Source organism: Acinetobacter sp. (assembly GCF_036659555.1).
Taxonomy (GTDB): Bacteria; Pseudomonadota; Gammaproteobacteria; order Pseudomonadales; family Moraxellaceae; genus Acinetobacter.
Window position 1 is genome coordinate 21,863 of record NZ_JAVXCI010000004.1, and the last position, 14,396, is coordinate 36,258.

At 47.3% G+C, this 14,396-nt stretch carries 18 protein-coding genes; 13 read left to right on the forward strand and 5 right to left on the reverse strand.

Features of this window, described 5'->3' with window-relative positions:
• Positions 1 to 336 precede the first annotated feature (336 nt).
• Both RSA72_RS01120 and RSA72_RS01125 read left to right on the forward strand, forming a co-directional pair.
• Positions 337 to 1,509 (forward strand): MFS transporter, encoded by a 1,173-nt coding sequence (locus RSA72_RS01120; protein ID WP_332624058.1) that lies wholly within the window; start codon positions 337 to 339, stop codon positions 1,507 to 1,509.
• Between the two features lie 392 nt (positions 1,510 to 1,901).
• Positions 1,902 to 2,393, forward strand: coding sequence for a hypothetical protein (locus tag RSA72_RS01125; RefSeq protein ID WP_332624057.1), 492 nt, complete (start codon positions 1,902 to 1,904; stop codon positions 2,391 to 2,393).
• An 86-nt stretch (positions 2,394 to 2,479) separates the two neighbouring features.
• Here RSA72_RS01125 and accC read toward each other — a convergent pair whose 3' ends face one another.
• The 3 genes from accC to aroQ are packed head-to-tail and all read right to left on the reverse strand — an operon-like array spanning position 2,480 to position 4,752.
• Entirely contained in the window at positions 2,480 to 3,844 is a 1,365-nt protein-coding gene (accC, locus tag RSA72_RS01130; RefSeq protein WP_332624056.1) for an acetyl-CoA carboxylase biotin carboxylase subunit, read from the reverse strand.
• 17 nt (positions 3,845 to 3,861) lie between these two features.
• Positions 3,862 to 4,278: an acetyl-CoA carboxylase biotin carboxyl carrier protein gene (gene accB / locus RSA72_RS01135; RefSeq protein WP_332624055.1), complete on the reverse strand. Its 417-nt coding sequence runs from the start codon at positions 4,276 to 4,278 to the stop codon at positions 3,862 to 3,864.
• A gap of 18 nt (positions 4,279 to 4,296) precedes the next feature.
• Complete coding sequence (gene aroQ / locus RSA72_RS01140) at positions 4,297 to 4,752, reverse strand: type II 3-dehydroquinate dehydratase (RefSeq protein WP_332632650.1); 456 nt, start codon at positions 4,750 to 4,752, stop codon at positions 4,297 to 4,299.
• Positions 4,753 to 6,119: 1,367 nt separating this feature from the next.
• Between aroQ and RSA72_RS01145 the strand changes: the two genes are divergently transcribed.
• The 10 genes from RSA72_RS01145 (at position 6,120) to RSA72_RS01190 (ending at position 11,926) form a co-directional block, all read left to right on the forward strand.
• Complete coding sequence (locus tag RSA72_RS01145) at positions 6,120 to 6,596, forward strand: hypothetical protein (RefSeq protein WP_332621381.1); 477 nt, start codon at positions 6,120 to 6,122, stop codon at positions 6,594 to 6,596.
• A 302-nt stretch (positions 6,597 to 6,898) separates the two neighbouring features.
• On the forward strand, positions 6,899 to 7,240 hold the full coding sequence (locus RSA72_RS01150; protein ID WP_332621380.1) for an immunity protein Imm33 domain-containing protein: 342 nt from the start codon (positions 6,899 to 6,901) through the stop codon (positions 7,238 to 7,240).
• Positions 7,212 to 7,595 (forward strand): hypothetical protein, encoded by a 384-nt coding sequence (locus RSA72_RS01155; RefSeq protein WP_332621379.1) that lies wholly within the window; start codon positions 7,212 to 7,214, stop codon positions 7,593 to 7,595. The genes RSA72_RS01150 and RSA72_RS01155 overlap by 29 nt, the downstream gene beginning before the upstream one ends.
• Before the next feature lie 124 nt (positions 7,596 to 7,719).
• On the forward strand, positions 7,720 to 7,980 hold the full coding sequence (locus RSA72_RS01160; RefSeq protein WP_332621378.1) for a hypothetical protein: 261 nt from the start codon (positions 7,720 to 7,722) through the stop codon (positions 7,978 to 7,980).
• 27 nt (positions 7,981 to 8,007) lie between these two features.
• Complete coding sequence (locus RSA72_RS01165; protein ID WP_443098276.1) at positions 8,008 to 8,736, forward strand: zeta toxin family protein; 729 nt, start codon at positions 8,008 to 8,010, stop codon at positions 8,734 to 8,736.
• Positions 8,737 to 8,793: 57 nt separating this feature from the next.
• The gene (locus RSA72_RS01170; RefSeq protein WP_332621375.1) at positions 8,794 to 8,985 is read left to right on the forward strand and encodes a hypothetical protein; all 192 of its coding nucleotides are present in this window, start codon (positions 8,794 to 8,796) and stop codon (positions 8,983 to 8,985) included.
• A 316-nt stretch (positions 8,986 to 9,301) separates the two neighbouring features.
• The gene (locus tag RSA72_RS01175; protein WP_332621374.1) at positions 9,302 to 9,718 is read left to right on the forward strand and encodes a YeeE/YedE family protein; all 417 of its coding nucleotides are present in this window, start codon (positions 9,302 to 9,304) and stop codon (positions 9,716 to 9,718) included.
• Positions 9,715 to 10,134, forward strand: a complete 420-nt coding sequence (locus RSA72_RS01180) for a DUF6691 family protein (RefSeq protein ID WP_332621373.1) — start codon at positions 9,715 to 9,717, stop codon at positions 10,132 to 10,134. The genes RSA72_RS01175 and RSA72_RS01180 overlap by 4 nt, the downstream gene beginning before the upstream one ends.
• Complete coding sequence (locus tag RSA72_RS01185; protein WP_332621372.1) at positions 10,131 to 11,006, forward strand: MBL fold metallo-hydrolase; 876 nt, start codon at positions 10,131 to 10,133, stop codon at positions 11,004 to 11,006. Before RSA72_RS01180 ends, RSA72_RS01185 begins: the two co-directional genes overlap by 4 nt.
• A 155-nt stretch (positions 11,007 to 11,161) precedes the next feature.
• Positions 11,162 to 11,926 carry an alpha/beta fold hydrolase gene (locus RSA72_RS01190; protein WP_332621371.1) on the forward strand — a complete coding sequence of 255 codons (765 nt, stop codon included), beginning with the start codon at positions 11,162 to 11,164 and terminating at the stop codon, positions 11,924 to 11,926.
• A 58-nt stretch (positions 11,927 to 11,984) separates the two neighbouring features.
• Here the strand turns inward: RSA72_RS01190 and RSA72_RS01195 are convergent, their stop codons facing one another.
• Positions 11,985 to 12,962 carry a M15 family metallopeptidase gene (locus tag RSA72_RS01195; protein ID WP_332621370.1) on the reverse strand — a complete coding sequence of 326 codons (978 nt, stop codon included), beginning with the start codon at positions 12,960 to 12,962 and terminating at the stop codon, positions 11,985 to 11,987.
• Here RSA72_RS01195 and RSA72_RS01200 point away from each other — a divergent pair.
• On the forward strand, positions 12,961 to 13,218 hold the full coding sequence (locus RSA72_RS01200; RefSeq protein ID WP_332621369.1) for a hypothetical protein: 258 nt from the start codon (positions 12,961 to 12,963) through the stop codon (positions 13,216 to 13,218). The two genes, RSA72_RS01195 and RSA72_RS01200, sit on opposite strands and share 2 nt — an antisense overlap.
• A gap of 370 nt (positions 13,219 to 13,588) precedes the next feature.
• Here the strand turns inward: RSA72_RS01200 and icmH are convergent, their stop codons facing one another.
• On the reverse strand, positions 13,589 to 14,395 hold the full coding sequence (gene icmH / locus RSA72_RS01205; RefSeq protein WP_332621368.1) for a type IVB secretion system protein IcmH/DotU: 807 nt from the start codon (positions 14,393 to 14,395) through the stop codon (positions 13,589 to 13,591).
• Between the last annotated feature and the right edge of the window lies 1 nt (position 14,396).

The following is a 14,396-nucleotide window of genomic DNA, read 5'->3' on the forward strand; positions in this document are numbered from 1 at the left end:
CCTTTTTTACACCTTAGATGAAGTGCGATTCTTATAAGATATTGTTTTATAATAATATTTATTGATTAATAAAACCACTTCAGCATAGGGTTGAATTCTGAATTAATCCGAAAAATACTTTCTAAATTTGGGTATAAATAAGTATTTGTAAAATATTATAAAATTTTAATATTATTAAAATAATTAGCAAAGTATACAAATTTTGAAATAATTTACTTAAAAAAGATTTGTATACTATTTTGTATACTGCTGGTTTACTCGTTAGGCGTTTCAGGTACAATGTGATACAACTCTAAAAATAAATAACTCATTGTAAATACAAGGGAATACTGCTTAATGCTCAACCTTCCAATCCAGCATAAACTAGGCGGTTTTTACTTTTTCTACTATGCTATTGTCGGCACTTTCATGCCGTTCTGGAACCTGTATTTAGAAGATCAAGGCTTTAATTATCAGGAAATCGGCATTCTTGCATCCATTGCAATTATTACCCGCTTTTTTGCGCCTTTTATTTGGGGCTGGATTGCAGATAAATCCGGCAAGCGCATGCTGCTGGTGCGCATTGCGACATGGATGGAATCCTGCATTTGGCTGCTGATTTTCATTATTCCCAATGACTTCCAGTCCATTGCCTTGCTGATGCTGATTTTCAGCTTCTTTCAAAACGCAATTTTGGCGCAATTTGAAGGCGTTACGCTATTCTGGCTGGGAGAGCAGCGCGCAGAACTGTATGGCAAAGTGCGGAAATGGGGTTCTATCGGCTTTATTGCAGGGGTTTTCTGTATCGGCGCATTACTGGAGATCATCCCCATATCCATGCTGCCCATGCTGCTGCTGTGCATTGCATTCTTAGCGTTTATTTGGTCGTTCAGCATTAAAGAACCCAGCAGCGCGCCGCTTTCACAGAAGCAGCTCGAACCGCTGCTGCCTATTTTAAAGCGCCCCGTGGTTGCATGCTTTTTCAGCATTGAATTTATCCTGCTATTTTCACATGCGCCGTTTTACAGCTTCTACAGCAATTATCTGTATCAGGCGGGCTATTCAACCAGCCAGATTGGCTTGCTGTGGTCGGTTGGGGTAATTGCGGAAATCATTATGTTTGCTTATGCAAATCTGTTCCTGAAAATGTTTTCTTGGCGCATTTTAGTCTGCGCCTGCCTGCTGCTGACCGGGCTGCGCTGGGTCATCGCAGGGGCATATCCTAATGTATTTGCCCTGCAGTTTGCAGCGCAGACCATTCATGCATTCAGTTTTGGGCTTTTCCATATGATTGCAATGCGCATTATTTTTCAGAATTTTTCTGCGGGACAGCAGGGCCGCGGTCAGGCGCTTTATAGCACTATGTGGGGGCTGGGCGTTGCCAGCGGCAGCATGCTTGCTGGGCACTATTGGGACCAGCTCTCCGGTGGCAGCATTTTTATTTTGGCCGGCATTTCAACTCTGGCTGGACTGTTTTTTATTGCTGGCTTGCCAAAAAAAGTGCAGGCGCAGCACGGCGCTGGCGCTTAATGCCTGCGCAGCTATTTTTAGCTAGAGCAGGGCGGAAGGAAGTCCTGCAGGGAAATCCGCTTAAACCAGAAGCCGGTATTAGGCTGGGAAGGCTGAAGCTGCATTTAAAAGCAGCTTGGCGATGAATATTGCTTGAAATAGCCTAAGCTGTATTTGCCGAATATATTTCATCCGATAAATCCTTTTTCTGCTCTTAAAAGATAAGTTCCTGACGGATCTGAAGAAATCATCAAAAAATATTCCGTGTAAAAACCGTGGCCGGCTCGTCCAGGCGCATGCGCGGCTGAGCGGTGCGCACGAGGCAGAATGATTGTTATAAAATGTTGAGAAATTAAGGTTTTATCAAAAAATGTGTTAATTTATAGCACAGGGTTATATGACTGAATAAACGTATGAAAAAAAAATATTTAACAGTTTTGCTGATGCTGTGCGCATCGGGCGCAATGGCGTCGTCAGACAATAACAATTCTACGCAAAATCAGGCATCAGATGATCAGGATCAGTCCAGCAGCGCAAACAGCTTCAGGATCACCACGCGGCCTGAAATTGCCGGCCTGTGGGGCATGGAAATCCCGAATAACCGGAAATGCATCGAATACTATAATTTTAAGAACAATAATGATGTTGTGATTAAAAGCGGTTCAGAATGGTCATCCGGCATTTATGATTATCAGCCGGCGCGGGACTTGGATGAGCAAATTCCAGCGCTGATTCTGCAAGTTAAATATGATAACAACGAGCCTGACTGCTCTGGAAATCAGGAAGATCAGACGGGTGAAATTTCACAGTATTTTGTGAAATGGAAAAATCCGTACACCATTGATTTCTGCAGCAATGCAAAAGCTGAGCAGTGTTTTGCCACCTTGCGCCGTGTTCTTCCTTAATAAAATGCAGAAAAATAAAAAACCGCTCAGTTTGAACTGAGCGGTTTTTTAATGCTTAATGGCGGAAATATTTCCGCCATTAAAACTTATTCTTTGTTTTGATTGACTTCAAGCTGCTTCAGCAAATGCTTTTCCAGATAGTGGATATCCATTGCCTGCTTAGTGAAGTTTTTATCTTCCAAAATCAGATCTTTATGAAGCGGGATGTTGGTTTTGATCCCGGTCAGGATCATTTCTTCCAGCGCCTGCTTCATGCGCGCAATACAAGTCTCGCGGTTTTTACCGTGCGAAATCAGCTTGGCAATCATTGAATCGTAGTACGGCGGAATGCTGTAGCCTTGATAAATATGAGAGTCTAAGCGGATGCCGGCGCCGCCTGGCGCATAGAAATGCTCGATCTTGCCTGGAGACGGCATGAATGTTGTCGGATCTTCAGCGTTGATGCGGCATTCAATGGCGTGGCCTTGCACTTCAATATCTTCCTGCTGAAGCTCTAAGCCTAAGCCGGCAGCAATCAGGAGCTGCTGTTCAATGATGTCAACGCCAGTAACCATTTCCGTCACAGGGTGCTCAACCTGAACACGGGTGTTCATCTCAATAAAGAAGAACTCGCCATCTTCAAACAGGAATTCGAATGTGCCTGCACCGCGATACTGCATGAGCTTGCACGCATGCACGCACGCTTCCAGAATGTCTGCGCGCGCCTGTTCCGGCAAGCCCGGCGCTGGCGCTTCTTCCAAAACTTTCTGATGGCGGCGCTGCAAAGAGCAGTCGCGGTCATAAAGATGGATTGCATGGCCATTGCCGTCGCCGAGGATCTGAACTTCAACATGGCGCGGCTTTTGCAGGAAACGCTCCATGTAGACGGTATCATCGCCAAACCACATTTCCGCATCACGCTGCGCTGCCTGAACTGATTCAAGCAGGCTGTCAACATTTTCCACAATGCGCATGCCGCGGCCACCGCCGCCGGAAGCCGCTTTGACAATCAGCGGAAAACCGATTTCTTTGGCTTCTGCAAGAGCATTGTGAATTGTTACAGCATGGTCGCAGCCCGGCACAGTCGGTACGCCGGCTTTTTTCATGGCGATAATTGCAGAAACTTTGTTGCCCATGAGGCGGATATGTTCCGGACGCGGGCCAATAAAGATAAAGCCTGAGCTTTCTACAATTTCAGCAAATTCTGCATTTTCAGATAAAAAACCGTAGCCGGGGTGAATCGCGTCTGCACCCGTAATTTCCGCTGCGGTAATAATCGCAGGGATATTCAGATAGCTTTCGCTGCTTGCGCCCGGGCCAATGCATACCGCTTCATCGCAGAAGCGCAAATGCATCAAGTCTTTATCTGCATCGGAATAAATACCAACGGTCTTAATTCCTAAAGTTTTGCACGCCCGTGTGATCCGCAGCGCGATTTCACCACGGTTTGCAATTAAAACTTTTTGCAACATTATTTTTCCCCGAGGTCTTAGGCGCGGTAGCGGAACAATGGCTGGCCAAATTGAATAACTTCACCGTTTTTCACAAGAATCTCTTCAATCACACCGCTTTGCGTCGCTTCAATCGGGTTCATGATTTTCATTGCTTCAATAATGCCCAGCGTTTCGCCGGCAGAAATGGTCTGGCCTACTTTAACAAATGTCGGCTCGCCTGGGCTTGGGGCTGAATAGAACACGCCAACCATTGGCGAAGTTTCAACAGCGCCGCGCGGTGATTTAGCCGCCGGAGCTGCAGCTGATGGCGCTGGCATTGCAGGAACCGCTGCCGCCACGACTGGACTGCGTCGAGTTAAAGCAATCGATTGGTCGCCTTCCTTAACTTCAATCGCCTGTAAGTCAGATTCAATCATCAAGTCGATGAGTTTCTTGATTTTACGAATATCCATGAGACAGTATTCCTAGTTTTAAGATTGCAAAGTGGGCTGGATTTTAGCGATGGCGAAGTCAAGCGCGGCGGCATAGCCTTTCGCGCCTAAACCGCAAATTACGCCAACGGCTTTATCCGATAAATAAGAGTGATGGCGGAATGCTTCGCGCGCATGCACATTGGATAAGTGAACTTCAATAAACGGGATGGCTACGCCAAGCAGCGCATCCCGCACTGCAACAGAGGTATGCGTCAATGCTGCAGGATTAATAATGATGAATTGCACGCCTTCTTGCTGTGCCTGATGAATACGGTCAACAATTGCGCCTTCCCAATTGCTTTGGAAAGTATTGAGTGAAATTGATGCATTTTGCGCTTGTGAAATGAGCTGCTGATTTATATCCTCAAGGGTGAGGTATCCATAAACTTCCGGTTCACGCTTTCCCAGCAAATTCAGATTCGGTCCATGAATGACCAAAATGGTCGAACTCATTCAGCTTGCTCCAATTATAAGTTGCAAAAGTACTTTGCAAGATGCCTGCAAAGTTTGCTTATTATGGCATAATATTCCACATTTTTTTTATAAATTCATTGAATTGACGTAGAAAGCATGTGCCAGAATTGAGCTATATAATGTGAATTTTGCAGAGAATTGGCAATGTTAAAAGATTACAAATTTTATAATTATCCGGTCTTTTTAATTTTAAACTGAATTGGCGAAAACTGTTCATATTATTTATGTAACGGGGCGCATTCAGTTCACTTGCAGCAGTTCATTCCAGCAGGCTGCATAGCGCGGCGGGCAGCGTCCTGCCTTATTTTTCATGCCTGCTGTGCAGAGGAATATCCCGCCTGAATGCAGTCAGCGCCATATTTGCCTTTCATTTGCAGAAGGGCATTCATCAGCTGATCGCGCTGCTGGATTTTATCAAGTGGCTGCCGCAGCTCATCGCTTCGCCACGCTTTGGCATGCAGCGCGCTGAATATGGCTGAAACTTTTAAACTTTGATATTTTCTTTAAATAAAACATGAATTTGACGCAGGCAGCAGGGATCAATGCCAGCAGCTCATCTGCAGTGTATTCCACCGGGCCACATGGAAAACATTTTTTATAAGGCGGATTATGGATTTTTTCATACAGTGGCACATGCCCGGCGGCGCACAGCAGGCGCTGCCCAGTTAAGCGCTGATGTGCCCGGTTTGTATGAAAAATAACCGCCTGTTTAATGATGATTTTATCGCTTGATACTGTGAAAAAGCTGCGGGAAGAAAGGATCTGCAGTGACGGAAGCTCTAGGTCATCCAGAACAATGCAGGACTGACCGTTTAGCTCACGGAGGGTGCGGGCGGTCAGCACCGAAAATCACCTTGCGAGGTGGTGTGCATTGGCAAAAGTTAAATTATAGGTGTTTTGAATGTGATAGCCGGCAAGTTTTTTGCCGGTTTTCCGCCCAATCACCCAAATTTCAGCGGCTGGCGTTTCTATCAGCAGCTGTTCAAGAGTGTATAAGTCCAGTTTCAGCAGATTGCAGATGGACTGAAAGCCGTGGCGCTTCTTGGCAAAATAGTTTGCAGGTTTGGCTTAGGCCTTGCTGCGGTAATGCTTAAAGTCCAATAAGGTGCTGTGGCTGCTTAAGCGGATAAAGCTTCATTCAATTGAATACGGCGCCAGATCATCGGGGCTGAAGGCGGATTGATGGAGCGTTGCACTGAGGCCGCGGCGCCGCAGATCAGCTAGCCAATTGTGCGGCGCGTCTGAAATAGCCTTTTAGCCGGGCCGGGCGATTATCTTTTTGGCGAAAGTCCGCTAGAATGAAGGCAGATTCAGGCCATATTCGGCATTCACAATAGAGGGGAAGAATGAAAAAATTAACCAGTCTGATGCTTGGCGCCGTGCTGATTTCCGGTTGCGCAGCGGTGCCGGAAAGTGAAAACATCGGCACCCGCGGTTTGCTGCTGTGTGAAGCCAATGAACTATGTCCTGCTGTGACTGTCAGCTGGAATGAACAGAAAAAAGACCTGCTGGACATTCAGATCAACTTAAACAGCGTCAGCAATAATTTTGAAATTAAGCATGTCAGCTTCAGCAATGGCCAGAAGTCATTCGGCTTTACTCCAGAAGGTAAAACGGAGCATGAAGTGCTGTTCGGCATGAACCGTTCCAGAAATTCGGTTGCTGTTCCGGCAAGGCTGATGGCTGACCTTGACGGCAAAAAGCCGGGGCAGAAAATCACTATGAGCCTTGAAACAGATAAAGGCACGATTACCCGCTATGTGCTGAATGACGGCAAAGAATCCTTGCTCTACCAGCAGTTCAAGGCAGTTTATAATCCGTAATGATTTCAATGTTTCCCAAAGCGCTGTTCAGTTGAGTTCAGCGCTTTTTTTATGCTGGATGAATACTGTCTGTTTGCAGTAATTAGCGCAAATTTTTGAGCACACAGGCTGCATCCTAAATCAGCCGTTCTTTGCTGTGCAAGTGTATCCCGGGATAGTCAGAATAGCATCCTGCAATGACTGATTCATTCTAAGGGAAATAGAGCAGAAATAGCCTGGCAGTTTTTACGCAGAGGCTCACCTTATGCAGCATTGATCGGCTACAATAGGCTTCACGAATAGATGATGAATGCCCTGGAACTATGGATCAAGAGCTGATTGAAGAACAGAAACTGGTATGTGAAGAATTCGGTTCAGCATACCGGCCTGTAAAAGAAACCGATGTTGTTGCGATTGCGCTGCATACCCTGAACAAAGAGCCGATCGTCGGCTTACGCAAGCTGCCGGATGAAAACAGCGTATCCTGGTTTATCTACGGCGGCGAGCTGGGCGATGGCGAAGAATTCTTTGAAATCATTACGGTGAAGGCACTTGCAGAAGAATTTCCTGATGCGCTGCCGTATTTGGCTTTAGATACCGGCTACCGCTTTATGATTGATTCAGATGATTATGAAGATGTCTGGAAAGAAGGTGATGAAGCTTAAGCGGATACTCAGTACGCTGGCATTTTGCGCTGTCAGCCTGCATGCGCATGCGGAACCGCTGGCGCAGCAGGATTATGATCAGCAGATTCAGCACTACACCCAGCTGATTCAGAAAACCAAAGCCATTTTGGATGAGCCGGATTCGACGGCGGATGCAAATACGCAGAGTCAGGCCTTTTGCGATAGGCTGAATGCCTATCAGCAGATTGCCAAGCTTTCTCAGGAAAACCTGAAATTAGACCTTGCGCCAATGATGCTGAAGGTCTCTCAGGCGTATTTGGAGAAGCAGCAGCAAAGCCTGACCAGCTCAGGAATGACAGTCGGCGTCTTTTGCGCAGGAAAAATCAAGCCATAAGCCGCTGCACAGCGGCTTTTTTACGGCACCTGTCTGAATAGATGTGCTGATGGATAAATAGACAAATTAGCCCAATATGCTAAGATAAGCGAATTACATGCTGTTCACTTGCAGGAGTTGTTGAATGACAGCTTACACTTCGGTCATTAAAGCGGGCAAATATGAGGATGATATGATCCCTAAGCTTGCCATTCATGCCTTCCGGCATGCGTTTGAGCGCGCTTGCGCATCTTCTGAAGTGCTGTATGTGAAGAATCAGCAGCTCATGCGCCGTACGCAGAACGGTCAGGAAACCGCAGTAAAAGATTTGTCGCAAGCCTATGTAGCAGCGGGCCATTTGCCTAAAGTGCTGAAGCGCAAAAAGAAGCTAGAGGAAACTGTATAAAGCATGCCTCGACAGCCCCGCATCAGGATGTTTGCAGGCCCGAATGGTTCAGGAAAGAGCACCGTTAAGGAATATTTATTGCCCCATCATATTGGGGCATATTTAAATGCAGACGAACTGGAACAGCAGCTGAAGCAAACACAGCGCCTTGATTTGCAGGCTTATCATCCTGCATTAAAAGCGCAAGACTTAGCTGAGTTTTTACAGCAGAAAAAGCGCCCTAAAGCCGGCGGCTATGTTCCTTTGCTTGCCAAAGCGCCAGCCTTGCTGGATGAATGGAAAATTCAGTTTGATGCCAGTGAAATCGACTCTTACCTTTGCGCCAGAATTATTGATTATATCCGCCTGACATTTCTGGATTTAAAGGTCAGCTTTACTTTTGAAACGGTGATGTCGCACATCTCTAAAGTTGAGTTCTTGCAAGAAGCCCAGCGCAAAGGCTACCGCACCTATTTGTATTTTGTTTCTACCGTTGACCCGATGATTAATGTTGCCCGCGTGCAGTACCGGGTGCAGTCGGGCGGGCATGGCGTGCCGGAACAGAAAATCAAAGAACGCTATTACAGAAGCATGGATCTGCTGATGCAGGCCGTAGAAGCTGCTGACCGCACTTATATTTTTGATAATTCAGCAGATGGCCAGCGGGCGTCTTTCATTGCGGAAATCGACTCTGCCGAAATTCTGAAAATCAACCAAAGCTTGAAAGCGCTGCCGAAATGGTTTGCGGATAAAGTCTTAAAAGATTTTGAAGCTTAGAATAATTAATATGCAGTTATCGCCGTATATCAATCATGACGCAAAGGGGGGATTATTATGCAAAGCGAAGAGCTGGAAACTGGCGCAGCTGAAGCCGGAGCGCAGGAAGAAGCGGAAGATCAGCAGTCCAGCTCAGCGGCGGATCTGCTGTCAGGTGCAAATCCTGCTGATGTTTTTGAGTTAGGAGCTGATGCGCTGCAATGGATTGGAGAAGCTTTGAGCAATATTGATATTGATCTGGATTTTTAAGCTGAGCTTTGTAAAATTGACTGAAGTTAAAAAATCCTCGGGGATATATTCCGCATATTTTTCAGATTAGTTAAATTAAATAAACAATAAGGCGGTTAAATGCCGGGCGAATGCCATTGCTTCCCCAGAGTCGAGTAAAATAAACTTCAGATATGTGAGTGTGGCATGAATGCCACATGCTGCCTATCACAGCAATGACGCCGTGTGCAGAATCTGCTGCTTACAAAAGATGGATGCAGAAGTGCAGAAATAGCACTTGAATAATAGACAGAATAACATATTATAAAAACATATATTGTTTGGTGGGTGATCTAAATTGCATGATTTTATCTCGGCCTTTTTAGGAGGCGCATTGCTGGGCTTATCCGCCGTGGGCTATTTATATGTGCACGGAAAAATTGCCGGCATCAGCGGTTTAGTCGGACAGCTTTTCAAAAATCAGCTGCTGCAGCGTCCAGCCTTTTGGTTTCTGCTGGGACTGTTCACTGTGCCATTTATCTATGGCATTTTTGTGCAGCCCGAAATTACCCTGATGGCCAGCCCGTGGATGATGATAATCGCCGGCCTGCTGGTGGGGTTTGGCACACGCCTAGGTTCCGGCTGCACCAGCGGGCATGGCATCTGCGGCATCAGCAGGTTATCTAAGCGTTCCATTGCCGCAACGGCGCTGTTTATGGCATCCGGGATGATCACGGTATTTGTGATGCGCCATTTACTGGGAGCAGCAGCATGAAAAATTTACTCGCATTTGCCTTCGGCGGATTATTTTCTGTAGGCCTCATGCTTTCCGGCATGTCTAACCCGGAAAAAGTGCTGAATTTTTTGGATATTGCAGGGCAGTGGGATCCAAGCCTGGCTTTTGTCATGGCCGGCGCAATCTGCGTGGCTTTTATTCCATTTCAGCGCGCCGTGCGCCACCCGCTTAAAACCGTGTATGGTGAGCTGATTGAATTGCCTAAAAACAGCCGTTTAGATGCTAAACTGGCGGCAGGGAGTTGCCTGTTCGGCATAGGCTGGGGCATTGCAGGCATCTGTCCGGCGCCGGGCTTTACCTTAATTGGTTTGGGCCATTATCAGGCAGTTTATTTTCTGGCGGCAATGTTCGCTGGCGTATGGATGCACCGCTTATGGGCAGGAGGGAATTCATGAGCAACCAACCTTGGGTACAGGATTTTTTTGATGAAAATACCAATACCTACAGCTATGTGGTGACTGACCCGAAAACCCGGAAATGCGCCGTAATTGACAGCGTGCTGGACTATGATGCGGCCGCCGCCACAACGCAAACTGCGCATGCAGACCAGATTTTAGCTTTCATTCAGCAAAATAGCCTAAGCATAGAATGGATTCTAGAAACCCATGTGCATGCAGACCACCTGACCGCTTCCCAGTACATCAAAGAACAGGCCGGCGGAAAAACCGCAATCAGCAGCAAAATTGCAATTGTGCAGGAAACCTTCAGCGCAATTTACAATTTGGATATAAAGCGTTTCAGTTCACAGCAAATTTTTGATCATTTATTTGAGGATCATGAGGCTTTCCAAATAGGGGAGATGCCGGCTTACAATATTCCTACGCCAGGGCATACTCCCGCATGCCTCAGCTATGTGATTGGCGACGCCGTATTTGTCGGAGATACGCTGTTTATGCCGGATTACGGGACGGCGCGCTGCGATTTCCCGAAGGGCAGCGCCGCGGCTTTATTTGACTCTGTACAGCTGCTGTACCGCTTGCCGGAGCAAACCCGGGTGTATTTATGCCATGACTATTTGCCCGAAGGCCGGCAGCAGTATCAGTGCCAAACCACTATTCAGGCGCAGAAGCAGGGCAATATTCATATTCATGCAGGCGCGGACAAAGGCGAATTTGTCGCCATGCGCAGCCGCCGTGACGCATCTTTAGCCATGCCGAAACTGATTCTGCCCGCCATTCAGATCAATATGGATGCCGGCCGGATGCCGGAACCGGAACAAAACGGCATCCGTTATTTAAAGCTGCCACTGAATTATTTCCGCAAATAAAGCCCAAAATCCGGAAGATGTTGCTTGTTCCGGATTTTCCAGGCATCAAAATAGCCTAAGCAAAAATAATTTTTTATCAAAAGGCAATTGATTAAATAACCTCATCAACGCATCATTCCATTATCTAAAAGAAACCAGCAAAAATTAGCAAAATCATGATCCTCAACTATGACATACAGCAAAATTTAAATTCAGTTCAAGCGCCCATTGTTTTTATTCACGGCTTGTTTGGCAGTTTAAGCAATTTGGGCATGCTGGCTCGCGCATTTATGGACACGCATACAGTCGTGCAGCTGGATGTGCGAAATCACGGGAAATCAGCGCATGCGCCAGAAATGAATTATGACCTGATGGCGCAGGACGTTATTGAAACGCTGGATTATCTTGGACTGCAGCGGGCCAGCCTAGTCGGGCATTCTATGGGCGGAAAAATTGCCATGCGTATAGCCAGCCTTGTGCCTGAACGCATCGCTCATTTAGCCGTGCTGGATATTGCGCCTTATGCTTATCAGCAAAACCATCATGATCAGATTTTTAAGGCGCTGTTTGCTGTAGCAAAGGCCAATGTGCAGTCACGCCAGCAAGCGGTTGATATCATGAAGCAGTATTTGTCTGAAGAAATGGTGATTCAATTTCTGCTGAAGTCTTTTGCCAAAGGGCAATGGCTGTTCAATGTTCCGGCGCTTTATGAGCATTATTCAGAAATTTTGGGCTGGACTGCGCAGCCGGCGTGGGAAAAGCCCACTCTATTCCTGCGGGGCACGGCGTCGCCTTATGTCAGCAAGCCTGAACATTATGAAGCCATTCAGCAGCAGTTTCCGCAGGCTGAAATTTGCGGGATTGAAGGCGCGGGGCACTGGCTGCATGCGGAACAGCCGGCGGCTGTACTGCAGCAGCTGCAGCTTTATTTAAAAACCTGAAGGACTCAGAGCTGCATCCAGCACGGCGTTTTTTCAGATTGCGCCTTATTAAAGCCGGTTATTCCGCCACGGAAAAATTGCCGGCCTGCAGCTGGCCTTCAGAGGTGAGCTGCGCCGCCATTTCAGGAGTTTTCTTCAAGCCGGGCATGCGGTATTCGGTATGGCCATAGTCCTGAATGGATTTCCAGCGTCCGCCCCATGTCAGGCCAACCGATTCAGCAGCTTGACCATATAACTGATAGCCGCGCATGGCCCACGGGTCACGCTCAGAAATCACTACTTTTCCATTGAGCCTAAAAGCTGCATCGGCTGCCAAGCCAAACTGATGATAGCTTTGAAAGCCGCGCGCGCGGGTAGTCTGAATATTCTGTGCTAAAGCATTCTGCCGGCCGGGGCTGCGGTAGCCTTCCAGAAGAACCATGTCATAGCCGTGCTGTTCACGCATAATTTTGAATACCATCAGCAGGCGCTGCTTGTAGCGCGGATTCATTTTATACCATTTGCGGTCTGCAGAAGCTGCTTCCGCCTGCGTATGGGAAAATACATGAATATCCTGAACGCGGGGATCAAAAGCGGAACCGAAGCTTGCTGCTGCAATGACGGGTGCTGCGCTTTCTAAAGCCATGGCCTCATTAATCGCGTCCTGAACCAAAAACTCTTCCACCTCCGGCGGCGCATCCAGCACTTGACCGTCCAGCATGGCGTAAATCTGCGGATCGGCTTTTTTAAGATAATCCGCTTCCATCATTGAAGCCGTGATTGGCCGGGTAAACGCAAACAGCAAAATGCTGCAAAATAGAAAGCAGCCGGCAATTAAGATCCACCATTGCTGCAGATGCCAATGCGACTGAATCTGATCAGGCGATGCCGCCGCATTCAGCTGCTGTACAAACTGTCTGGCTGTCAGCAGCTGGCTTTTGCTGCGCGGAATAATGCATTTGGCCGCGCTGAGCAGCCGGTTCCTCCATTCATATGACAGCAAAAGCGCCATCACCGATGCCAAAGTAATAAAGTTGCACAGCAGGAAAATGATCATGGACCGGCAGCAGCTTCTTTTGCTGGCGTTGGCGTCTGGGTCACCGTCATTTGGACTGAACCGCGAGGGCTTTCAATTTCTGGTTTCGGCGCTGGCGCAGCATCTGGCTTTACAGACTCAAATTTTTCTGCAGGAAGCACTTTTGCATCCGCAGCTGGAGCGGTTTTTGCTTCAGAAGCTGCTGGCGGAATGTGCCGCTTCATGGGCTGAACAGGCATTTTCCGCACGGCGCCTGCAGCTGGCTCAGGCTGTTTAAGCGCTGGCGCATCAGCTTTCGGATGCTTAAAGGCGTTGATGAGGTCAGCATCAAAACTCCGCCCATCTTCCGCTTCGGGTTCTTCAGCAGCATCAGGTGGTAAAGATGTTTCCGCCGCTGCATGAACGTCTTGACTAACTGCGGCTGCATGTTTCAGATGGGATGCCTGAAATTCAGATTCCAGCTTTGGCTGTAGAGCTTCATTTTCATGGGCTTGAAAGGTTAAATACATCCATCCCGCGATGCCGATAAAAACGCTGCCGGCAACAAAACCCGCCGCAGCATGCGCAGCAGGAGGTAAATTATTTTTTTTGGTCGATTGCAGTATGCGTACCGTATTCTGTTTTCCGTTTGCCATTTTATTTTTATCTTAGGGTAAATGAATTGTGATATAAGCCTGCTCTGCAGGCGCAGCAATGACATTCTGATAGTGCGCCAAAGATGCATTGCTCTGACTGGAAATCATATATTTCAATCCAGCGAATGCTGCAAAAGTGAAAAGCAGCCAGAAAATTAAAATCCAGAAAAAAGGCAGTTCACGGTGAATAGTGTGCCTGATTTGATCCGGCAAGGCAGAAAACGGGGAAAAAGAGGCTTTCTTTCCTTTCAGGTAATCAATTTCGTCGCCGACACGGGAGGCGAGTACATTCAGGCTTTCAATTGATTCCAAACGGTACTTGCCATGAAAGCCTAGCAGCATGCAGTAATGGTAAACTTCAAGCGCAGCCAGGCGGTCTTTGCCTTTGCTGCGGCATTCATCCAGTTTCTCGAAAAAACGGTAGCCGGCCAGCTGTGAACCGAACAGGCTCAGCTGCAAAGGGCACATCATCCAGCTGTTCTGCAGGTCAAAAAAGCGCTCATCCTGCTGCGTGACAATGGTTTCATCCAGCAGAGCGCAGTAGGCGTATTTTGCATCCTGAATATCATCATTGCTGAACTGCAGCTTGCGGGCCTGATTTTCAAAGCGGTTCAGCAAATTCAAGATTTTTTCCCGGAAGTTTTCAGCATTTGACGGCACATACTGATTTTTCAGCAGGAAAACAATATAAAAGCCGTCATGCATTAAATCAACCAGGCTGGATGTGCTGGCAGCCTTGGTTTCCACAGATGCAAGGCTGACGCCGAAGCCGATTTGCCCGTCATCAAAAAGTGAGGGCGCATTATTATTTGTGTTCATA